This window comes from Chryseobacterium suipulveris (genome assembly GCF_022811685.1).
In the GTDB taxonomy this organism is placed as follows: domain Bacteria; phylum Bacteroidota; class Bacteroidia; order Flavobacteriales; family Weeksellaceae; genus Kaistella; species Kaistella suipulveris.
Genome location: NZ_CP094532.1, coordinates 2,354,317 through 2,374,982, shown reverse-complemented (window position 1 = coordinate 2,374,982; position 20,666 = coordinate 2,354,317). Strand labels below are relative to the sequence as shown.

Below are 20,666 nucleotides of genomic sequence, written 5' to 3'. Positions count from 1 at the left end.
AATAAACCTTAATTCTTGTAAAAACCGTTGGTTCCGATTCCTGTCGTAATGGTTTTAAGAAGATTTCCTGAAAGATTGTAAATTCTTACGTCATTATCTTTTGAAAAAGAAGGGTCCGAAACAAATACTTTGTCATCAATCACATTGAAACCGTAAACATGACTTGTCGTTACATCAAACATTGCAGTTGCAGCGGTTCCGTTATAGGAATACAATTTTTTTCCTGAAGTCAAGAAATATATTTTTCCGTTGTCAACCGCCAATTTTAGGGCACCTGAAACTCCTGCTAATTTGGTTTGTGCAGCTGTTCCCGTTTTTGCATCAATTTTATAAATGTACGAATTGCTGTAATCCGAACTCAAAACATACACATTGGAATTATCTGCAATCATATCACGAATAATGGTGTCGTCCGTTAAAGTGATGGTTTTATCCACATTGTTTGTGGCAGGATTAATTCTGGAAATCGTGTGGCCTGTAGGAAGCTCATTATAATTCGCATCATAAGTTACACCGTCGGTTTGCACATAAACAAATCCATCAGCAGAAACGATTTTTTCTGCATAACGGTCAAAATTGATGCTCTTCACAAAGGCATTGGAATTATCGTAAATATTCACTTTTCTTACATCAAAGAAGTTGTTGTTGGTAACATAAGTGTTGTTTCCTGAAAATGCGATATATCGTGCTTCGTCCAGGTTTGCCGTGATTGTTCCCGTTTTTTTGAAAGTGTATCTGTTAACAATTTCAATTTTATTAGGAACGTTTGTTACCAAAAAGGCATTATCACCTTTAAATCCAACGGATTGAAACACATTTCCCAAAACAGCATTACTGTTGTTGGTGCTAAAAATATTGTTTTCCAATTTCGATAAATCGTTTGAGATAAAGCTTACCGAAGCTGTAGGAGTTAAAAATCCGCCCTCGTTCGCAATCAAAATTCCGTTTTCGTATGCACCTTTTGGAGTTGGAGCAGGAATTGGGTCGTCGTTTCTACAAGAAATGTTGAAGAGTAAAGTTCCCGCAAGAACAAGAGTTAAAATTTTTGAAATTTTCATTTTTAAATATTTAAAAGTTAATGAATAAGTTAGCGCTGTAATTTCTTTTTGGCAGAGGAAAATAAGCGGTTGTTTCGTAGATTTCGTCAAACACATTATTTACCTTAAAACCTAAACAATAGATTTTTAGAACCGTGAAATTTAATCCTGCATTCATCACAAAATAGGGTTGAATAGCACTGCTCAATTTTTCATCGGAAGTGGTGAAAGTCAGTCCATTATACATTCCCTGTAAAAATATTTCCGCGAAATCATAACCGTAGGAAGCATTTCCAAAGATTTTATATTTCGGGACGTAAGTGAGAAATTGATTGGTTTCCAAATCTTTTGAATGCGTGAAAACATATCCCGCTGAAATTTTTGCTTTGTTTTTTCCAAAAGTTTTTTCAAAATCGAGTTGAGATTCTAAACCGTAACTTTCAACTTTGCTGGTGTTGATCGGTGACGCAATTCCCACCGAAGTCGGCAACCAACGAATCATATTTTCAATCCTCATATAATAAGGAGTGAGGTTGAGCTTGAAACCTTTATGTGCAAAATTATTTCCTAATTCTGCTTGATGCGAAACTTCAGATTTCAAGTTTAAATTTCCGCCCGGTTTCCAATACAAATCGTTGAAACTGGGATACCTGAAATTTTTAGAAAAGTTGAAAACAGCAGAATACCAATCAGTTGCTTTAAATTTTCCCGAAAAAGAATAAATAAACGGACTTTCAATTTTCTCCACAAAATCTTTTTTTGCACCTATTTCAAAATAGAATTTTTGATTCGGAATCCAACGGAGCAAACCCGCAAACGAACCTGCATTTCTACTCACGTCTTTGATTCCCGATTGGTAACCTTCCGCTTTGTTTAACTGATATTCAGCGATGAGGTTTAAGGCAATTTTGTCGTTGAATACATAATTGAAATCATTTTTCGCAATGTAACTTTTTCCTGTTCCGCCGCTGCTTTTTGGTCGGTCTATGTAGGCGAAATACTGAAATTCTTCCTCAAGAAAAGCGAGCCGCAAAATGTTCTGCACTTTCATAGATTTAAAATCCCAACTCGCCAAACTCCTGAAATTGTTGGTTAAATATTTCGTTTTTGTGGCATATTCAGAAAAAACAGGGTAATGTTGAATTCCGCTGTACAATTGCGTTTGCCAAGAAACGGTGTTTTTCTGATTGATTTTGTAGCCGAAACCCAGGTTGAAAGTTTTGCTGCGGTATTGTCCGTTCAGATTGATGTAGTTTTTTTCGGGAACTTCATAGTCGTTTTCGCTTTCCACGTAATTTCCTGAAACTTTCACGCTGATTTTTTCGTCGCTGTAAGAGGATTTTAAAAATGTATTCAAAGTTTTAAAGGAACCATATTCTGCAAATAAACTGTTATGAAAACCTTTATTAAAAGTCAACTCATTATTTAAGTGAATCGTTCCGCCGATTGCAGAGCTGCCGTAAATTACACTTCCGCCGCCTGATTTTACTTGCAGATTGTCATAACCAAGAAGGTTCAAATTATTAATATCGCCTTGTCCTAAAAATTGTGAATTCACATTAATTCCGTTCCAAATAAATGCGGTTTGTTGCGCCGTAGTTCCACGGAAAGAAGGTGAGGAAACCATTCCACGACCGTTTTCTTTAATATAAATCGGTGATTGAAAGCGCAGAACTTCTGAAAGATTCGTCGAATTTTTTAATAAATCTGCCTGCTCTAATTTTGATATTTTTAGAACTTTTTTGGAGCTATTTAACTGATTGTCGAAAATGTAAACCGTGTCAATCGTTTTCTCTTGAGCAAAACCCCAAAAAGAAAAAAGCAGAAAGGCCGCCGAAAAAAGGTCAGTTTTAGTCATTGTCAGAACTTTTCCTCCGAAAGTTTTTTAATTTAAAGTTAACTTTCAGCAAGGTCTCCTGACTTTCACATTTCAACTCCTTCTCGCTTTTCGCAATGGATTGTTTGTTGAAAATTTTACTTGCGTCTTCCGTCTTCGGACTTCAGACTTTTTCGTGATTTACAGTTGCGGGGACAGTCCGCGGATTTCACGCGATTCCCTTTTCTGAAAGTAGGGCAAAGATAAGGTTTTAAATACGAAATACGAAATACCCTGCCTATCGGCAGACAGGGAATTACGAAATCGGAATTAATAATGAATAATTAATAATGAAAAATGGGAACCAAAACGCACCAATTGCAACCAACTGCACCCATCTGCACCTACAACCAACTAAGTTTTATCAACCTTTCCCTTTCAAATATTTATACGTTTCAATCTGCGAGCGGATTTCGGTCTTGCCAGTTTCCACATAACGGTTGCTCATTCGCTTGTCGAGAATTCTGGCTTTTACGTTGTCGCTCAGCTGTATTTCAAGAATGTCTTTAATCTCTTTCTTTAAACTTTTCTGGTTGATTCTTGCGGCGGCTTCAATTCGGTAGTCGAGGTTTCGCGTCATCCAGTCGGCGGAGGAAATATAGATGTCTTCATTGCCCTTGTTGTAGAAATACATTACTCTCGCGTGTTCCAGATATTCGTCAACAATGCTGATCGCCTGGATTTTTTGTTTGAATTCCTTCTGGTTCACGGCGCAGTAAATTCCGCGGACGATCATTTTTACGACTACTCCTGCTTTTGCGGCTTCATAAAGTTTGATGATGAGGTTTCGGTCGCTCAGCGAATTAACTTTGATAATCATCTCGGCTTTTCGCCCCGCCTTTGCTTCCTCGATTTCGCGATCGATGTGGTACACGATTTTTTCGCGCATAAACTGCGGACAAACCAACAAATTTTTGCAGGTTTTCAACGCGGGCATAATGTCGTCTTTTGGTTTTCTCAACACGTTGAACACTTTGTTAATGTCTGCCATGATTCCTCTGTCAGCAGTCATTAGCAAATGGTCGCCGTAAATCCTTGCGGTTTTTTCGTTGAAGTTTCCTGTGCTTACAAAACCATACTGGATCGTTTTTCCGTGGGCTCTTTTCTTGATGACGCAGAGCTTGGCGTGGACTTTTTTGTTAGGAATTCCGACCAGAACTTTCACGCTTTCCTGCTCCAGAATTTCTTTCCATTCCAGATTGCTTTCTTCATCGAATCTTGCGCGGAGTTCGAGCATTACGGTTACTTCTTTTCCGTTTCTTGCGGCGTTAATCAGCGCGTTCACGATTTTTGAATTACTCGCCAATCGGTATGCCGTGATCTGGATGGTTTTCACGTCGGGATCCATCGCTGCTTCCCGCATCAAATCGATAACGGGAGTGTAGGTGTGATATGGAAAGGTGAGGAGTACGTCGTGTTTCTGAATTACGTCGGTCACTCTTTTTCCAACAAATTCGGGGTGGTCGAAAGATGTTCTTTCAACAGGGTTTTTATAGCTTTTGAAGACATCGGGGAAATCCATAAAATGACGGAAGTTATGAATTTTTCCACCAGGAATAATGCTGTCTCTTTTCGTTAAACTCAGTTTGCGGATGAGGAATTCAAGCAGTGCTTTGTCCATTTCCTTGTCGAAGACGAAACGTGTCGGTTTCCCTTTTCGTCGGGCTTTAATGCCTTTTTGTATTTTTTCGGCAAGAGTGGTTTTAATGTCGTTGTCTAAATCAAATTCGGCATCTTTGGTCACTTTGAAACAGTTGGCCTCGAAATCATCATACCCGAAATACGAGAAAATATGCGGAAGGTTGAAGGTGATCACATCTTCGAGCAGCATAACGTTTTTCTCGTCTTTGTCATCGGACGGAAGTAGCACAAATCTGCCCACAATTCTCGACGGAATTTCGATAATGGCAAATTTGCTTTCGTACTGCCATTCTTTGCGGCGCATCGCAATTCCGAGGTAGAGGGATTTGTCCCTTAAATAAGGCATCGGAACATTTTCGTGAAGAAGAATCGGGATCACGTTGCTTTCCACCACTTCATCGAAATATTTTCTCACAAATTTTTTCTGTTCGTCGGTCAGTGTTTTTGCGGTTCTGATGAAGACTTTCTGCTCCGCCATTTCGATCTGGATCTTCTTCCAGGTCTTATCGAAATCCTGTTGCTGCTTGATGACGATTTCATTGATATTTTGCAGAATCTTCGTCGGTAGCTGATAAAAAGATTCGGTGATGAACTTGTCTTTAAAGTCCATCGCACGTTTCAGACCGGCAACTCTCACCCTGAAAAACTCGTCGAGATTATTGGAGAAAATCCCCAGAAAACGGATCCGCAGATGAAGCGGAACATTCTCGTCCATCGCTTCCTGCATCACTCTTTCGTTAAAGGCAAGCCACGTAATATCTCTCGGGTTAAACTGGTTCGGCATAAAGCAATATAGATTTCCTCAAAAATATTGAATTTATGGTTATCGCACGAAATGTTTTCGAAAAATTAATATTGGAAACAATTCAAAATTCACCATTCATTATTCATCGTTCATCACTCATCCTCAAAATTTCTCCACCTTTAATTCGGACAGATTGGTATTTTTTAATAAATTTGGGAAAAATTCCATATGTTTTCCCGAGAGCTTCTGCTGAAAAACAATATTCCCCGTTTCCGACTCAAGCGAAAGGATCACCTTTTCCGTGAAGACGAGCGGGCGGTTTGCCTTTTTTACCTTACTGAAGGCGAAGTAAAGGTGTACAACACAGATTCTGAAGGCAAGGAATTCCTGATTGACAAAATCTCGGAATACCAGTTTTTGGGCGAGCCGCCGTTTTTGTTGCAGGAAAGATATCCGAGTAGCGCGCTAATCAACAGCGAGTCTGCCGAAATTTTCAGATTTTCGGAGCCGCTTTTTCAGGAGTTCATGATGAATAATCCCGAAATTCTCATTAGATTTACGAAACAGATTGCGAGAAAGGCCTATAATAAAACCATCAAGCTGAAATCCATCGTCCATCAGAATCCAAACGAGAGAATCCTGAATTTCCTGAAGAACTACAAACGCGAAATCGGTGTGGAACCCTGCGAAAAAACCATCATCCACGTTACCCGAAAAGAAATGGCAAACTCTACAGGATTGGCAATTGAAACGGTGATCCGCACTGTAAAAAAAATGGAGAAGGAACAAAAAATCGAACTGATCAACCATAAAATCTATTACTGATGAATAAATCTTTCTGGCTGAAATTTTCTGTCTTTAACTTTTTTCTGGTGGCTCTTTTGGGAGTCATCATGCGCTATAAAATCGCCTATTCGCTTCCTTTTGTGGAGCAGAAGTTTATGCAGCACGCCCACTCTCACTTCGCTTTCTATGGCTGGATTTCCAATGCGATTTATGTTTTGGCGGTAATTTATTTGGGTAAAGTGAAGGAGACAGTGAACCTTACAAAATATCGGAATCTGATTCTTGCCAATGTCGTGGCGTCGTTTGGGATGCTGTTCACCTTTAGTTATGGGGGATATTTCTGGATGTCGACTGGCTTTTCTACCATCGCGATTGTTACCGGTTTTATTTTTGCCTGGACTTTCTGGAGAGATTCCAAAGGGATTCGTGACGCGTCGATCCCATGGTTTTTGGGCGGACTGTTTTTTATGGTGATCTCCTCGTTCGGCGTTTTCCACCTCGGTTATATGGGAGCAACCAAAACGATGACGCAGAACATGTTCCTGGCTTCTGAATATTATTATCTCCATTTCCAGTACAATGGTTTCTTTATTTTTTCATGCATCGGATTTTTGCTGTATTCGATGAAGGAAGTGGGTTCACCGATTTCTGACCGGGAGAACAAAATCCTTTTTTGGTTAATGTTTGTCGGCTGTCTCATCGGTTACGGACTTTCTGTGTTGTGGCTGAAAATGCCGGTTTATATTTTTGTTTTGATAGTGATTGCAACGATCGGACAAACCATTGGTGCGGTCATGCTTTATCTTTTTGTAAAGAGAAACTGGACCAACCTCGTCTTGAAATGGTCGCCGATGCACCGTTTTGTTCTGATCTATTCAGGTTTCGCTTTTGCCGCGAAGATCGCGCTTCAGCTGGGTTCCAATATTCCGGCGGTGAGTCAGTTTGCTTTTGGTTTCCGAAATGTGGTGATCGCTTATCTGCACCTGGTTTTGCTCATGTGTATCGCAACTTTTCTCATCAACCAGATTTTGGCGACCAATTTATTCAACATCACCAAATCGCTGTTGATGGGGCTGAAACTCCTTCTCCTCGGTATTTTCCTTAATGAGGCGATGTTGGGGATTATGGGCGTTTTTTCAATCACGTACATGGCGATTCCCTACGCAAGCCAAACGCTTTTGGTCATTTCACTGCTGATGCTGGTTTCGCTGTTGGTGATTTTTGTTAGTCTCAAAACTCGTAAAGAACCTTAATCTTGCTTTGTTTCAATCCTAGAAAAACGGCTTCCAAAATTACTTGGAAGCCGTTTCAACATTAAATTTAATAAACTATGAGTTTCTTTTTACTGTGGCAAAATTACGCCGTCCACAACGTGTACAATTCCGTTTGCTGCAGGTACGGAAGCGATGATGTTTACATTTCCGTTAATGGTTGGTTTTCCGTCCACCATTTTGATGGTGATGGTTTTTCCGTCCACCATTCCAAGGTTTTGCCCGTCGTTCATTTGGTCGGTTTTGATTACGCCAACATAAGTGTGGTGACCGAGAATGTCGTTGAGTTTGTTATTGTTTTCAGGTTTCAGCAAATCGTCAACAGTGCCTTTCGGCAGTTTGTCGAAAGCTTCGTTAGTCGGTGCAAAAACTGTGAATGGACCAGCGTTGCTGAGCGAAGTAGTGAGACCCGCTTTTTGTACTGCGGTAACCAGCGTGGACAGATCTTTATTCGATACCGCCAGTTTTACGATATCCGGTGCGCTGTCTGAATCGACCACAGCTTCCTGACCTGAACCAACAGCTTCAGTGGTCGCAGTAGAAGAACTTGTTGTTGCAGTTTCATTTTTCTTGCACGAAATGATGGCCATTGAAGCCAGAGCGAGAATTAGAAATGATTTTTTCATTGGATTAGGTTTTTGTTTTAACTTAATAATGCAATTCAAAGTAACCCCCTTGAATTTTAAGATAAAGGTAAGCTGAAAAAACGAGCTTCCTTATGACTGTAATCATAAAGTATTCGTCTGATTATCTGATATTTATCATTAGAAATTTCCCTGAAATTTTTTGCTACAGATCCTTCTTGTTGAATTTGATCAATGACCACAAAAAAGGGAAAATTGCCCAGATTGACAGTACAGCGATCGAAATTCCCATTCCGCCACCGGAACCGAAAACCTGCTTGAAAATCGCACCTGCTTGTCCGAGCATTGCAGCGACGTCCAGCTGGAGAAGCACGAAAATCCTCGACAAACCGATCGGGTTTACTGCGGTAAGTGCCGACATAATTCCTTCAATCGGGAAATCTGCAAACTGGAACATCAGGATCAGCAAAATGCCGTCGTAAATAATGGCAAAAAACATCCAGATGAAAATAGAAATCCCAATTCCTTTTGCGCGGTCTCTGGTAGAAATCGAGGCAAGCATCGCTAATGCAGTAAAAATTACCGACAGAAAGATTCCGATGATAATTAAGGATGCGCCAGTTTGAATCGACGAATACAGCAAAATAGGAATTCCGCAACCAAGCAGAAAAGCCAAAGTAAGCGCAGTTGACAAACCGAGGAAGATATTAAACCATACTTTACTGCGCGGAACGGGTTGGCTCAGAAGCAGCTCCACGAACTGACTGCTGTTGTACACATAAATCGTCGAGAAAATAATACTCACGAGCGGAACCACCAAAAGTACGATGTTCAGCAAACTCAGCGTGGCTTTGGTAAAGTTGGATTCAAGCCCCAAAACCGACCAGGAAATGATGAACAGAAGTACCGTGTAAAAAATCACGATCTTGTTTTTGAGTATATCGAATAAAATAAATCTTGCTATCCTGTTCATTTTTTCATTCCTTTTAAAATTGAGATAATTCCTTCCGATATTTTCGTGGTGTTGGTTTCGGATTGAAGATCGGCTACGGATTGATGCACAATCACTTTCCCCTCATTCATAAAAACGATTTCGCTGATGATGTCGTCGAGCTCGCTCAAAAGGTGGGAAGTGATGATGATAAGTTTCCCCTTATTTTTTTCCTTGATGATTTTGTTTTTCAGAATCTCCGAAGCGAGCGGATCGAGTCCTGCAGTGGGTTCATCGAGGATGATGATGTTTGGGTCAAACATAAACGCCAATACCGCACTTACTTTCTGCGTGGTTCCGCCGGAAAGCGTCCGCATTTTTTTGTCATAAATTTTTTCAAGTTCGAAAGCTTCGAGCAGTTCGGTATCGAGTACTGCGGTTTTATTCTTCCGCGTATCTTTGATCATTCTGATCGTTTCCTCGATCGTCATATTCTCAGGATATCGCCCGATTTGCGGCATGTAACCGATGTTTTCGCGGTATTGGTAATGATCTTTTACACTTTCGCCGTTCACAATGATGTCGCCTTCTTCCACCACATTCAGTCCTAGAATGCATTTGATCATCGTGGTTTTTCCACAGCCGTTCGGTCCGATGAGCGCAACGGAATGTCCCTGGCTAAACTGAATATTAATATCGTTTAACGCCTTAAACTTTTGGAATTTCTTGGAAAGATTCTTTATCTCAATCATAATCTTTTTTAGATTTCAGAAATCAGACACGAGACTTCTGATAAAGTCTGTTGTCTGAAATCGATGTCTATTATCTATATTTTCACAGGGTTCATCAATGGTTCGTCGTCCACAAAACTTTCGGGGGTCAAACTCGGGATTATTTTTTCCATCCGGTCCATTAAATCTACAAAGAACGTTCGGAAAAGTAGCATCACCGATGGATTCTGTTCCACCAAAACCGCATAAAAACTAAGTGGGTGAAACGGGATGTCGCCGATTTTGTCTTTGTTGAGGTCGTAACCTTCATACTTGTCCCAATAATTTTGTTTAAAGTCGTTCATCACCACAGTTCCGTTGGTGCTCACATCGAAAGTATTGTTGATGAAGTTGTTCCTCGAAATCCTGTTTTCCATACAGTTGGAATTGATTTTCAGAGCCCATCCGTTGTCCTCGAACTGGTTATTGTAATAGTCGATTTTCGTGGCTCCGTCGGCAAAAATTCCCGTGGTATTGTTTTCGAAGATATTGTCTTTGATCTTACTGAACGAGATTTCTTTGAGCAAAAGTCCGTAAACACTGTCGCCCCAGTTGTTGATAAATTTGTTGCTGAACATGCTCACATTCATCGCATACATCACCGCAACTCCCGCTCCGTTGTTGTCGAATACATTTCCGGTATAAACGCTGTCATTGGAAAACATAAAGTGCAGTCCGTATCGCAGATTATTTCTGGAAAGATTCTTGAAAATATAGCAGCGCATGTTTTTCTCAAGGTAGATTCCGTCTTTATGTCCGCTGATAAAGTTGTGTTTCACCCAGATTTCGGTACTTCCAAGAAGGTGGATTCCGTCGCCGATGTTTTCCTGTGAGGTTCCTCTCGTGGTGGTGATTTTGTTGTTTTGAATCAGGCAGCGCAATCCCCGCTGTACATAAATTCCGAAGTAGTTATTCTCGAAAATATTGTCTATGATTACGGAATCGGCACTGGTGTAAATATGAACCGCGGCAATACTCTTAATTTCATCTTTTCCGGCATTGATGAGTTTGAATCCTTGCAAAAGAATCTTGTCTGCATCGCGAAAGGTGATGATCTCTCCCTTAAACTCACCGTCGAGTACAGGTCGGTCGATCCCGATTAAACTTACCGATTTGGTTATGTCGATGGTTCCTTCTTTGTAAACGCCTTTTTCCACCAGAATCCGATCCCCGTTTTCAGCAGCGGCGAGTGCAGATTTGATGGTGGTGTACTGCTCATTTTTCCCGACCTTCAAATCTTTGGTAAAGACGAAAACCGGAACGAGCAGCAAGATCAGCTTTATTGTTTTGTTTAAAATCATTTCAGCAAATTACATAAAAATAAGGGTAATCAGGATTTTATCATTCAATAAAAGCTTAATTACCCTTATGTGCAATTGGGAAAAAGAGGGTTACTGTACGATGTTTGCGCCTAATTCCTCGGCTGCTTTTTGGGCAGCGGCTTTATCTTTAAATGCCTGAGTGTTGCCTCCCATCGGACTTTTTATGGTTCCTCCGGTGATCAATGTTGCAGTTTTTAGATCGATGAACTGACCACTTGGGAAATCGGCGACATAAGAAGTAGCGTTCGTCGCTTTGTCCGGGTTTGATGTTTCGTAACTCTGCAAGCAGCTGATGTCGTCAAACTTGTAGTTTCGCCCTTTTTCGGTGGTGAGTTGTGTGGCATACTTTGCTTCAGTGATCGTCATTTTACAATTGTCGCACTGATCTTTACCGGTGGCGATTTCCTGTGGACCGCTTTTCGCACAACATGCGAGTGCGAGCAATGCTCCCGATAGAATTAAACTTCTGAATAACTTCATAATTTCATTTTTACTTTTAATGTTAAGCAGCTTTTTTCGCTTTTCTAAATTCAAGAAATGCTAAGATACACAAAATTACGGCAACAGCGATCATAATAATCCCGCCGATGTTCGGATACGACCACACTTCGAAGTTCAGGAGCTGTTTGTAGCCAAATAATGGCGGTTGGTAAGACATTCCAGGAACTACGATGGCTGCGTTTGGATTCAGATTGTGCCCGTAATCGTAGAGCCAGTAGTAGAAGTCAGCCATGAAACCAATTCCGAACAAAAGGAAAAGTCCTGTAACTAGATAAAGGAGCGCTCTTTTGTTGAGAGCTGCCGCAAGCAGACAAAGTAGTGCAAATCCGCCCAATGCATACGGTAAAATTTTAAATTCCCAGAATTCGTCGGCATGGATTTCCTTCATCCCGATATAGTGGTTCAGTCCGTTGATGATTTCATACTCGCCAGAAACTTTGTTGGCATGCAGAAACATAGCCAAACCTTCCGGATATTGCGGTGCATTAAGGTAGATGGACCAGATTGGGGTGAAGATGCTCACTGCAAGTGCGATACCGCATACTGCAAGTAAAACTCGTGATAACTTGGTTAATGAATTATTTTTCATTGTTTGAGATTTTATTGCTGATGATTATTTTGATTAATAAATTTAGAGATTTCCTTGGAATTCTTGTGTGATATTTATTACAAAATGATATTAATCAGCGAAAGAAAAAAGAGCGGTGAAACACCGCCCTTTCTATAGTTTTATTTGGTTTCACCTTGTTTCACTGGTCCTTGAGCATTATCTTTCTTATTGTTCAAAGAATAGATGAGTGGGGTGTTGCTTCCTGCAGGTGACACTCTCACGTAACCCTGCATTTCTTGGTGTAGTGCGGAGCAGAAGTCTGTACAGAACATCGGGAACATTCCTGGTCTATCAGGTACCCATTTCAGTGTGCAGGTTTCACCTGGCATTATTAGCAATTCAGCATTTTTAGCACCTTTGATTGCAAATCCGTGAGGTACATCCCAGTCTTGTTCAAGGTTGGTCACGTGGAAGTAAACTTCGTCGCCAACTCTGATTCCTTCAATATTGTCTGGTGCAAAGTGCGAACGAATTGAAGTCATATAGACATGTACCTTGTTGCCTTCACGTACCACTTTACTTTCAGCTTCACCTTTGGTTGCATAAGGGTGCTGGTTCTCTGCAATTTTGTAGAACTTAACCTGGTTTTTGGTGAATAAATCTGCTGGTCCAGCTTGTGCGTAGTGCGGTTCACCAATCGTTGGGAAGTCTAACAGGAGTTTCATTTTATCACCACTGATGTCGAAAAGCTGTGCGGACTGTGTCAATTCAGGTCCAGTTGGTAAATATCTGTCTTTGGTAATTTTGTTATAAGCTACCAAGTATTTTCCGTAAGGTTTCTTAGAGTCTCCACCTACAACCATTAAGTGACCTACTGAGTAGAAAGTTGGCTGTCTGTCAAGAACTTTCAAAGTCTTGATGTCCCATTTCACCACTTCAGAAGATACAAAGTGTGAAGTATAGGCATTTCCTTTACCATCAAATTCGGTGTGGAGAGGGCCTAAACCTGGTTTTTGAACTTCGCCGTGAAGAGCTGATTCGTATTTAATGATAGGAATACCGTCAAATTCTCCAGAGAAATCTTTTGCGGCAATCGCTTTCTGAATTTTATCAAAACTGAAAACAGGAATCAACGCTGCCAATTTACCTGAACCTACGATATATTCACCAGTTGGGTCAACGTCGCAACCGTGAGGTGATTTAGGACAAGGAATAAGATAGCAGATATCTTTCAGTTCCTCCGCGCTCAATACGGTAACTTCTTTCTTAATGGTTGAAGTCGCCATATGCTTGGATTCGTCCCATTTGTTATGTGCATATTCTACTGGAACTTTCTTGCCTTTTCCAGCTTTCAGGTATTCTTCCGCTTTTTTCCAGTTTACGGCCATGATGAAGTCTTTGTCGTTTTGCGACGCGTTCACTTCAAGGAGTGTATTTGCCTGCTCAGAGTTGTAGCAAGAGAAGAAGAACCATCCATGGGATTTGTTTTTCCCTGCGTGAGAAAGGTCAAAGTTAAATCCAGGAGCTTCGATTTGGAAGGAAATGTCCATTTCGCCGCTGTCTTTATTAATACCGATGAATGAAAGATATCCTTTAAAATTTTGTTTGAAGGACTCGATCGGTACGTCACCTTTTCCATCAGCAGGAACTGCGAAACGTGTTCCGGCAACTACATACTCTGTGTTTTCGGTAAGGAAAGGAGAGGAGTGGTTACCTGCGGAGTTCGGGATTTCAAGGATTTCAACAGTCTTGAAAGTTTTCAAGTCAAGACGCGCAACTCTCGGGGTGTTGTTGGCGTTTGCAAACAGCCATCTTCCGTCGATCTCACCATTGGTTTGAGACAGAGAAAGGTGGTGTTGGTCATCCCAAGGAACGAAACCGTGGGAAGTTTCAAGCATTGGCTTGGTTTCTTCGCTGTATCCGTATCCGTTTTCAGGATGTTGAGAGAATACAGGGATAATCTTCAGTGTTCTACCGCTCGGTAAACCGATAACGGAGATCTGTCCGTTGAAACCACCACTCACGAAATTATAAACTTCGTCATGTTTTCCAGGTGCTACATACACCTTTTCTGCAGCATCACCGCTTACCGCTGTTTCGGTACCTTTCGGTTTACAGCCCACGATAGCCATTGCAGCCAATGCTACAAATCCAAATTTCTTAATAGTCTTCATATATTTTGAGTTTTGTCTTTACAATAGTAAAAGGAAAGGTCGCCACGAAACGGCAACCTTATTTTAATTACTTCGCACCATCGATTTCTCGCATGTACTCCAAGATTTCTCTTGCCTCAGTATCGTTCAAACCTTGGTTAGGCATTCTCACCAAACAAAGTTCCAGCTGTTTTTGTAACTCAGGATCCACGTCGATCATCGGATCTGGGTTAGAGATAAAGTTCATGATCCACTCAGGAGTCTGTCTTTGGGTAACGCCTTTCCAACCTGGACCAACCAATTTTTCTTCTGTTGGTTTGTGGCATGAAGTACATTTTACATCAGCGATTTTCTTACCGGCAGCTGCCATTGCAGGGTCAAATTTGCTCACATCCACGTTTTCGTGCGGACCAAGACCTCTTTTTGGGTCATAATCTGCAGGTCCAGAAGCTGTAGTTGTAGTTTCTGTGGTTGCAGAGGTCTCGCTCGAAGCAGTTGGGATTGAGTCTGTTTTCTTGTCGCCACCGCAAGAAAATAAAGCGAAGGCAAGTGTTGCAAATGCAATTGTTTTTAAGGATTTCATATTTTAATAATTTATATAGGTCAAAAGTACCAAGATTTGATTGTGAGGTTATATGATCGCAGTCATACTGTGAATATGACTTTTGTCGTGAGTTTTAAAATTAGAAATTTTTTAGTAGATTTGCGTACTTAATTTGCTAAAGTTATGAATAAATTTTTAATTGTCGGTGTTTTTTTATCTGTAATCTCGTGCAGTAAAAAAGTGGATACAGGAAAAGAAAGCAACGTGATGCTTGAGGAACCAGCTGTAGCAACAGTAGATTCCGCAGCTGCAGGAAAGCATGAAGGTTTAGCGCTGATCGAAGGTGCAGACTGCCTAACTTGCCATAAAGTGGATGCCAAAGTTGTGGGACCAAGTTACCAGGAAGTGGCGGATAAATATACCGAAGCCGATATTGATATGCTTGCAGGAAAGATCATCGACGGCGGTAAAGGAAACTGGGGCGAAATCCCGATGACTCCCCACGCTGGAATGAGCAAGGAAACAGCAAAGAAAATGGTAGAGTACATTCTTACCCTGAAAAAATAAAAATTATAAAAGATATCTTTTAGTCGGTTCTTTCAGGGCCGATTTTTTTTTTGGAGTCTTGAAAATGTTGTGAAAGATTTGAGATTAAGATAAGTTCTGATTTGAAATAGATTACCTTTTGAAATTTCGATAATTTTGCATCACTAAAAAAGGTTCTTACAACACAAAATAAAGTAAGGGTTTCTCGAGAGGGTCGCCTTTATTTTATTTTAACCAGTTCCTGAGTGTTTGGGTTGTAATTGTCCCAAATCTTCCAAACATTGGCGATTTTCTTTAGAAAATAGGTTTGGTTATTCATGATGTGGTAATGATAGTGGTCGTTCTTACTGTCCCGGACTGTAAGATTCCAAAACTCACTTGTCGAGATTATTTTTCTTTCTTCTTCCTCTAATTGAAGACTGATATCGATAAACTCATAATTACTCATGTTGTTTTTGGTAATAAGGGTGAAATCCCTTTTTGCAGGTCATGCAAGTATCCACGGATTCTTTGGTAATACGGCGAATTTTCAAATACAAACTCACTTACTTGGAGCAAATTTATTTCGGGAAGCTTCGCTATACAATCGAATTCCTGCTGTCTGCAATTTTGAATGATCCGTATGAAATCATCATGAGAAGAAGTTTGATCATTGAGTTTTTGGACCGTCCCACTTCTTTTTTGCATCGAAATAAATTCGTTCAGATTTTCATACCCCAAGAAAATACAGAGTTTATCCAGTGTTTTGATGAATCGCAGGTCGGTTTTGGCGCTTTCAGAAAATTTGTCCTCATAAAAACGTTTTAAAGTTATCGAAGAAATGGTTTTTCCCAACTCAAACGCCTTGTCGTTTTTTAGAATTTCACTCTTAGAAAGTTCATTGTTGATGATTTCACTTAAGTTTTGGTAATGGCTGTTCTTCCATTCCTCAACCAATCCCAGATAGGTTCCAGAAATACTTGGATGCTGTTTTAGGTCCTCTTTCAGTTTCTGGAATATGGTGTTCATTGCTGCAAATCTTAGATAATATCTTTGTCGCTCAATTAGCCATTTTCAGTTAATTCAACAAGTACAGGACAATGATCCGAGTGAAAAACCTCCTTCAGAATCACCGCGCGCAAAAGTTCATCCTTCAACGAATACGACACGAAATTGTAATCCAAACGCCAACCTTTGTTCCTTTCACGTGAATTTTGGCGGTAACTCCACCACGAGTAATTGTCGGGTTGATCGTTGAAATAGCGGAAGCTGTCGATCAGTTCGCATTCGTCGATAAATTTAGTGAGCCACTCTCTTTCTATTGGAAGAAAGCCGGACACATTCTTTAAACCTTCAGGATTGTGGATGTCGATCGGTTTGTGGCAGATATTGAAATCTCCCGAAATAATCAGATTTGGAATGGTCTTTTTTAAGTTCTTGATATACGCCAGGAAATCGTAGCAAAACTGCATCTTGAAATCTAATCGGTCAATATTCGAAGCGGAAGGAACATAAACCGAGATCACCGAGAAACCGTCAAAATCAGCGCGGATAATCCTTCCTTCGCTGTCGTAGCTCTCAATCCCGCAACCAAATTCCACGTGGTTGGGTTTTACCTTGGAAGCAATTCCGACACCAGAATAACCTTTTCTCTGTGCGGAATGCCAGTAACTGTGGAAACCGATTTTTTCAAACGCTTCGATGTCGATCTGGTCGTTTCCCGCCTTGCTTTCCTGAATGCAGATAACGTCTGGATCGGCAACTTTCAGCCAACCGACAAAATCTTTGGTAAAAGCGGCACGAATTCCGTTGACGTTGTAGGAGATAATTTTCATAATTCAAAAATAGACAAAAATTACACTTGACGTATTCTTATTTGATGTCGGGCTATTCCCCTCCTTTGGAGGGGTGTCTAAAAATTTAAAAAAATTTTTTGACGGGGTGGTTAAAGCTTTCCCCAAATTATATAACTAAAAGATAATGATGTGAAAATCAACCCGCTCTTCTGTGTCGCATTGTTTTTTGGATAATATCGAAAAATCTGCGAAATCCCAATAATATGCGAGAAATTACTTGAACCCCTAATCTTGAACCCTGTCTCGCGAAACTTGAAACTTGAAATGCGAAGCATTCACGAACTCAAATAAAAAAAAATAGAAAAAATTGTGAGTAAACCTGAAACTCGAAACTCCAAACGTCAAACTTTTAAAATAAAAGGCGGAAAAAATTAAAAATCTTTTCCGCCCAGAAACCCAAATCAAATAAACTATGAAAAAAAACTATTTGGGTTCCAAAATGCTGATCGGAATGATACATTCCTCCAATGAAATTCCGCCGTGTTGATAGGTGTCTTTATAATAATTCACAAAATGGTTGTAGTTCTTCGGGTATGCTAAAAAGATATTATTCTTAGCAAAAATATACTTCGAACTTAAATTTCCTTTAGGCAAGAACAGCTTTTCAGGATTTGAAATGGCCCAAACATCGTTGTTTTCGTAGGTTAAGCTTCTTCCTGTTTTGTAGCGGATGTTGGTCGAGGTTTCTCTGTCGCCCACAACTTTGCTTGGTTTTTTCACATAAATTGTTCCGTGATCGGTAGTGATCACGAGTTTGAAACCACTTTCTGCAGCCGCTTTGATGATTTTCATTAATGAAGAATTCTCAAACCAGTTGTAGGTGAGCGAGCGGAAAGTCTTGTCGTCGCGAATGAGCTGATTCACAATCACATTGTCGGTTTTCGCGTGCGACAGAATATCGATAAAGTTGTAAACGATCACCAACAAATCATTGTTTTTATGCTGGTTGAAATCGTCGAAAATTTTCCTTTCGAAATCGGCGTTCAGGATTTTCAGGTATTTCATTGATTTTGACGACAGTCCCAAACGTTTCATCTGGTCCTCCAAAAAGTCTCTTTCGTGCTCGTTTTTGTTGCCTTCCTCATTGTCGTTGAACCAAAACTGCGGAAACCTTTTCTCGATTTCCGACGGCATCAATCCTGCAAAAAAAGAATTTCTCGCGTACTGAGTCGCGGTCGGCAAAATACTGAAATAGTAATCCTCCGAAGTCTTGTTATAAAACCTTGTGAAGAGCGGCTCGATCACTTTCCACTGGTCGTAGCGAAGGTTGTCGATCATCAAAAGCAAAACTTTTTCCTTCTCAACTTCGGCTTTAACCTTATCTTTAAATAAAGTATGGCTCATCATCGGTTTGTCGCCGCCATGAAGCCAGTCTTCGTAGTTTCTTTCGATGAATTTGGAGAACTGGATGTTCGCTTCCTCTTTTTGGCTTTGCAGCAAATCCGAAAATTCGTTGTCGAAAACCTTATCGAACTTAATTTCCCAGTTCAAAATTTTCTTGTAGTATTCCGCCCATTCCTGGTAAGTCTTCAAATACGAAAGCTCCATCGAAAGGTTGCGGAATTCCTGTTGGTATTCGAGAATCGTTTTCTGCTCCACCAAAGTGTCCTCATGAAGATTCTTTTTCAGCGAGAGCAGAACCTGGTTCGGATTCACGGGTTTCAGGATGTAGTCGGCGATTTGGGAACCGATCGCCTGTTCCATAATCAGCTCCTCTTCATTTTTCGTCACCATCACAATTTTAATGGCAGAATCGATGTTCTTAATCATCGGAATTGCTTCCAGTCCTGTAATTCCTGGCATATTTTCGTCGAGGAGTGCGAGCTGAAAATTTTCTTTCTCGATCATTTCGAGCGCCTCGTTGACATTGTTTACGGGCGAAACCGAATAACCTTTATTCTCTAAAAATACGATATGGGGTTTCAGCAAATCCACTTCATCATCAATCCAAATCAGTTTCGACATATATTTCTTTTAATATTATTAGTTTAATTTTATTGGTACAGCAAGAGATTTTGCCACCAAAGAAGTCATCAAAAATACAACCATATTTTGCCAAGATTTTTTTAAATGCACGTTAAATTTTAGTTAAATTAAAATCTTCAGAATACCGAATTAAAAGTCATCATCAAAAATAAGTCACTCGACTGACTTATTTTCTATTAAAAAAGTCAGTCAACTGACTTTATTTGTATGAAAGACAGTTTATGAATTGGTTCCCAACTTTTTCCAACTCATCTATTCCGAATAATAAAAAGTTTATATTTGCCTAAACATCAAACGTCGCATTCAATCAATTATCATTCATCACTCATCACTTATCATTCATAACAACGTGACCAACAAATTCAAAATCATCAATGATCCTGTTCACGGATTTATTTCCATTCCCCACGAAATTTTGTTCGATGTCATTGAGCATGCCTATTTTCAGAGGTTGCGTAGGATTTCGCAGACTGGATTGCTGAATTTGATCTTTCCTGGAGCGACGCACACGAGATTCCATCACGCGTTAGGAGCGATGCATCTGATGTTTACCGCGCTGGAAACGTTGAAGATGAAAGGTGTCGCGATTTCCAAAGAAGAGGAAAAGTCGGCGATGTTGGCGATTTTGTTGCACGATATTGGTCACGGTCCGTTTTCCCACGCTCTGGAAAATATGTTGATGGACGATTGGCATCACGAAAAACTGTCGCTTTTGCTGATGAATAAAATGAACGGGGAATTTGGCGGCGAACTTTCAATGGGGATGGAAATGTTTCAGGGAAAATATCATAGAAAGTTTTTTAACCAACTAATTTCTTCCCAACTCGATGTTGACCGACTCGATTATTTAAAGCGGGACAGTTTCTACAGCGGCGTTTCCGAAGGAAATATCAACACGCAACGAATCATTTCGATGATGAATGTTTCTAATGATGAATTGGTGATTGACGCGAAAGGAATTTACTCGATTGAAAATTTCCTCACGGCGAGAATGTTCATGTATTGGCAGGTTTACTATCACAAAACTTCGGCTTTGGCGGAACATCTATTGGTTAAAATTTTAGACAGAGCTAAAAAACTCGTTTCTCTCGGAAAAGACTTACCTGCTTCTGAAAATTTGAAATATTTTCTCTACAAGAACGATTTTGAGAGAGCTACCGAAGAAGACATCCGAAGATTTACCGAACTCGACGACAACGACGTGATTCAGGCGATGAAATTTTGGACGAAAAATGAGGATTTTATTTTGTCTTATTTATGTAAATGCGTGATTCAGAGAAATTTCCCGAAAACTATGATTTCATCGAAGTCTTTTGATGAAGCATTTATTCAAGAAAAAGTGGAAAAAACCAATGAAAAATTTGGAATTGAAAACGGAAATAAATTGGTGGATGAAATTTCAAGAAGTCTGCTTCCGTACAATTCCGAAAAACAGCCGATTTACCTGCTTCTGAAAAACGGAACAAAAATCACACTTGAAAATTCTGAAAATCAAATACTTTCCTCGTCAATTACGCAGCTGAACACGAAGTATATTCTTTCGTTTCCAAGAGAAATCTGATTTTGAAATCTGCTATTAATTAACGAA

The 20,666-nt window shown here is 40.1% G+C and carries 19 protein-coding genes and 1 riboswitch; of the genes, 4 read left to right on the top strand and 15 right to left on the bottom strand.

Going from position 1 to position 20,666, the window contains the following annotated elements:
• Positions 1-8 precede the first annotated feature (8 nt).
• The 3 genes from MTP09_RS11125 to ppk1 all read right to left on the bottom strand — a co-directional run bounded on the left by MTP09_RS11125 (position 9) and on the right by ppk1 (position 5,338).
• Positions 9-1,058 carry an NHL repeat-containing protein gene (locus MTP09_RS11125; RefSeq protein WP_243548480.1) on the bottom strand — a complete coding sequence of 350 codons (1,050 nt, stop codon included), beginning with the start codon at positions 1,056-1,058 and terminating at the stop codon, positions 9-11.
• Between the two features lie 10 nt (positions 1,059-1,068).
• The gene (locus tag MTP09_RS11120) at positions 1,069-2,895 is read right to left on the bottom strand and encodes a TonB-dependent receptor plug domain-containing protein (protein ID WP_243548479.1); all 1,827 of its coding nucleotides are present in this window, start codon (positions 2,893-2,895) and stop codon (positions 1,069-1,071) included.
• Positions 2,896-2,925: 30 nt separating this feature from the next.
• Positions 2,926-3,129, bottom strand: a riboswitch (cobalamin riboswitch).
• A 148-nt stretch (positions 3,130-3,277) separates the two neighbouring features.
• Positions 3,278-5,338: a polyphosphate kinase 1 gene (ppk1, locus tag MTP09_RS11115; RefSeq protein WP_243548478.1), complete on the bottom strand. Its 2,061-nt coding sequence runs from the start codon at positions 5,336-5,338 to the stop codon at positions 3,278-3,280.
• Between the two features lie 189 nt (positions 5,339-5,527).
• On the opposite strand from ppk1, the gene MTP09_RS11110 reads away from it, so the two are divergent.
• Both MTP09_RS11110 and MTP09_RS11105 read left to right on the top strand, forming a co-directional pair.
• Positions 5,528-6,124: a Crp/Fnr family transcriptional regulator gene (locus MTP09_RS11110; protein ID WP_243548477.1), complete on the top strand. Its 597-nt coding sequence runs from the start codon at positions 5,528-5,530 to the stop codon at positions 6,122-6,124.
• The gene (locus MTP09_RS11105) at positions 6,124-7,338 is read left to right on the top strand and encodes a hypothetical protein (RefSeq protein ID WP_243548476.1); all 1,215 of its coding nucleotides are present in this window, start codon (positions 6,124-6,126) and stop codon (positions 7,336-7,338) included. The genes MTP09_RS11110 and MTP09_RS11105 overlap by 1 nt, the downstream gene beginning before the upstream one ends.
• Before the next feature lie 89 nt (positions 7,339-7,427).
• Here MTP09_RS11105 and MTP09_RS11100 read toward each other — a convergent pair whose 3' ends face one another.
• The 8 genes from MTP09_RS11100 to MTP09_RS11065 form a co-directional block, all read right to left on the bottom strand.
• Positions 7,428-7,982: a fasciclin domain-containing protein gene (locus tag MTP09_RS11100; RefSeq protein ID WP_243548475.1), complete on the bottom strand. Its 555-nt coding sequence runs from the start codon at positions 7,980-7,982 to the stop codon at positions 7,428-7,430.
• A 163-nt stretch (positions 7,983-8,145) separates the two neighbouring features.
• A complete protein-coding gene (locus tag MTP09_RS11095) occupies positions 8,146-8,913 on the bottom strand; it encodes an ABC transporter permease subunit (RefSeq protein ID WP_243548474.1) in 768 nt (255 codons plus the stop codon).
• Positions 8,910-9,623 (bottom strand): ABC transporter ATP-binding protein, encoded by a 714-nt coding sequence (locus MTP09_RS11090; protein ID WP_243548473.1) that lies wholly within the window; start codon positions 9,621-9,623, stop codon positions 8,910-8,912. Before MTP09_RS11090 ends, MTP09_RS11095 begins: the two co-directional genes overlap by 4 nt.
• 74 nt (positions 9,624-9,697) lie before the next feature.
• A complete protein-coding gene (nosD, locus tag MTP09_RS11085; protein ID WP_243548472.1) occupies positions 9,698-10,942 on the bottom strand; it encodes a nitrous oxide reductase family maturation protein NosD in 1,245 nt (414 codons plus the stop codon).
• A 90-nt stretch (positions 10,943-11,032) separates the two neighbouring features.
• Entirely contained in the window at positions 11,033-11,443 is a 411-nt protein-coding gene (locus MTP09_RS11080) for a nitrous oxide reductase accessory protein NosL (RefSeq protein WP_243548471.1), read from the bottom strand.
• Positions 11,444-11,465: 22 nt separating this feature from the next.
• Entirely contained in the window at positions 11,466-12,053 is a 588-nt protein-coding gene (locus MTP09_RS11075) for a hypothetical protein (RefSeq protein WP_243548470.1), read from the bottom strand.
• 140 nt (positions 12,054-12,193) lie between these two features.
• Complete coding sequence (gene nosZ / locus MTP09_RS11070; RefSeq protein WP_243548469.1) at positions 12,194-14,188, bottom strand: Sec-dependent nitrous-oxide reductase; 1,995 nt, start codon at positions 14,186-14,188, stop codon at positions 12,194-12,196.
• Between the two features lie 67 nt (positions 14,189-14,255).
• Positions 14,256-14,750 carry a c-type cytochrome gene (locus tag MTP09_RS11065; protein WP_243548468.1) on the bottom strand — a complete coding sequence of 165 codons (495 nt, stop codon included), beginning with the start codon at positions 14,748-14,750 and terminating at the stop codon, positions 14,256-14,258.
• A gap of 144 nt (positions 14,751-14,894) precedes the next feature.
• On the opposite strand from MTP09_RS11065, the gene MTP09_RS11060 reads away from it, so the two are divergent.
• Positions 14,895-15,278, top strand: a complete 384-nt coding sequence (locus MTP09_RS11060) for a c-type cytochrome (RefSeq protein WP_243548467.1) — start codon at positions 14,895-14,897, stop codon at positions 15,276-15,278.
• A gap of 199 nt (positions 15,279-15,477) precedes the next feature.
• Here the strand turns inward: MTP09_RS11060 and MTP09_RS11055 are convergent, their stop codons facing one another.
• The 4 genes from MTP09_RS11055 to porX all read right to left on the bottom strand — a co-directional run bounded on the left by MTP09_RS11055 (position 15,478) and on the right by porX (position 19,057).
• The gene (locus MTP09_RS11055) at positions 15,478-15,705 is read right to left on the bottom strand and encodes a hypothetical protein (protein WP_243548466.1); all 228 of its coding nucleotides are present in this window, start codon (positions 15,703-15,705) and stop codon (positions 15,478-15,480) included.
• On the bottom strand, positions 15,702-16,265 hold the full coding sequence (locus MTP09_RS11050) for a hypothetical protein (protein ID WP_243548465.1): 564 nt from the start codon (positions 16,263-16,265) through the stop codon (positions 15,702-15,704). Before MTP09_RS11050 ends, MTP09_RS11055 begins: the two co-directional genes overlap by 4 nt.
• A 35-nt stretch (positions 16,266-16,300) precedes the next feature.
• A complete protein-coding gene (locus MTP09_RS11045) occupies positions 16,301-17,071 on the bottom strand; it encodes an exodeoxyribonuclease III (RefSeq protein WP_243548464.1) in 771 nt (256 codons plus the stop codon).
• A 444-nt stretch (positions 17,072-17,515) separates the two neighbouring features.
• The gene (gene porX / locus MTP09_RS11040; protein ID WP_243548463.1) at positions 17,516-19,057 is read right to left on the bottom strand and encodes a T9SS response regulator signal transducer PorX; all 1,542 of its coding nucleotides are present in this window, start codon (positions 19,055-19,057) and stop codon (positions 17,516-17,518) included.
• 370 nt (positions 19,058-19,427) lie between these two features.
• Here porX and MTP09_RS11035 point away from each other — a divergent pair, with 370 nt between their 5' ends.
• Entirely contained in the window at positions 19,428-20,639 is a 1,212-nt protein-coding gene (locus MTP09_RS11035) for an HD domain-containing protein (protein ID WP_243548462.1), read from the top strand.
• Positions 20,640-20,666: the final 27 nt, after the last annotated feature.

What these genes read in the sequence shown, in the direction of transcription:
- MTP09_RS11125 (WP_243548480.1), bottom strand. Translation starts at nt 1,058, where the DNA reads ATGAAAATTTCAAAAATTTTAACTCTTGTTCTTGCGGGAACTTTACTC.
- MTP09_RS11120 (WP_243548479.1), bottom strand. Translation starts at nt 2,895, where the DNA reads ATGACTAAAACTGACCTTTTTTCGGCGGCCTTTCTGCTTTTTTCTTTT.
- ppk1 (WP_243548478.1), bottom strand. Translation starts at nt 5,338, where the DNA reads ATGCCGAACCAGTTTAACCCGAGAGATATTACGTGGCTTGCCTTTAAC.
- MTP09_RS11110 (WP_243548477.1), top strand. Translation starts at nt 5,528, where the DNA reads ATGTTTTCCCGAGAGCTTCTGCTGAAAAACAATATTCCCCGTTTCCGA.
- MTP09_RS11105 (WP_243548476.1), top strand. Translation starts at nt 6,124, where the DNA reads ATGAATAAATCTTTCTGGCTGAAATTTTCTGTCTTTAACTTTTTTCTG.
- MTP09_RS11100 (WP_243548475.1), bottom strand. Translation starts at nt 7,982, where the DNA reads ATGAAAAAATCATTTCTAATTCTCGCTCTGGCTTCAATGGCCATCATT.
- MTP09_RS11095 (WP_243548474.1), bottom strand. Translation starts at nt 8,913, where the DNA reads ATGAACAGGATAGCAAGATTTATTTTATTCGATATACTCAAAAACAAG.
- MTP09_RS11090 (WP_243548473.1), bottom strand. Translation starts at nt 9,623, where the DNA reads ATGATTGAGATAAAGAATCTTTCCAAGAAATTCCAAAAGTTTAAGGCG.
- nosD (WP_243548472.1), bottom strand. Translation starts at nt 10,942, where the DNA reads ATGATTTTAAACAAAACAATAAAGCTGATCTTGCTGCTCGTTCCGGTT.
- MTP09_RS11080 (WP_243548471.1), bottom strand. Translation starts at nt 11,443, where the DNA reads ATGAAGTTATTCAGAAGTTTAATTCTATCGGGAGCATTGCTCGCACTC.
- MTP09_RS11075 (WP_243548470.1), bottom strand. Translation starts at nt 12,053, where the DNA reads ATGAAAAATAATTCATTAACCAAGTTATCACGAGTTTTACTTGCAGTA.
- nosZ (WP_243548469.1), bottom strand. Translation starts at nt 14,188, where the DNA reads ATGAAGACTATTAAGAAATTTGGATTTGTAGCATTGGCTGCAATGGCT.
- MTP09_RS11065 (WP_243548468.1), bottom strand. Translation starts at nt 14,750, where the DNA reads ATGAAATCCTTAAAAACAATTGCATTTGCAACACTTGCCTTCGCTTTA.
- MTP09_RS11060 (WP_243548467.1), top strand. Translation starts at nt 14,895, where the DNA reads ATGAATAAATTTTTAATTGTCGGTGTTTTTTTATCTGTAATCTCGTGC.
- MTP09_RS11055 (WP_243548466.1), bottom strand. Translation starts at nt 15,705, where the DNA reads ATGAGTAATTATGAGTTTATCGATATCAGTCTTCAATTAGAGGAAGAA.
- MTP09_RS11050 (WP_243548465.1), bottom strand. Translation starts at nt 16,265, where the DNA reads ATGAACACCATATTCCAGAAACTGAAAGAGGACCTAAAACAGCATCCA.
- MTP09_RS11045 (WP_243548464.1), bottom strand. Translation starts at nt 17,071, where the DNA reads ATGAAAATTATCTCCTACAACGTCAACGGAATTCGTGCCGCTTTTACC.
- porX (WP_243548463.1), bottom strand. Translation starts at nt 19,057, where the DNA reads ATGTCGAAACTGATTTGGATTGATGATGAAGTGGATTTGCTGAAACCC.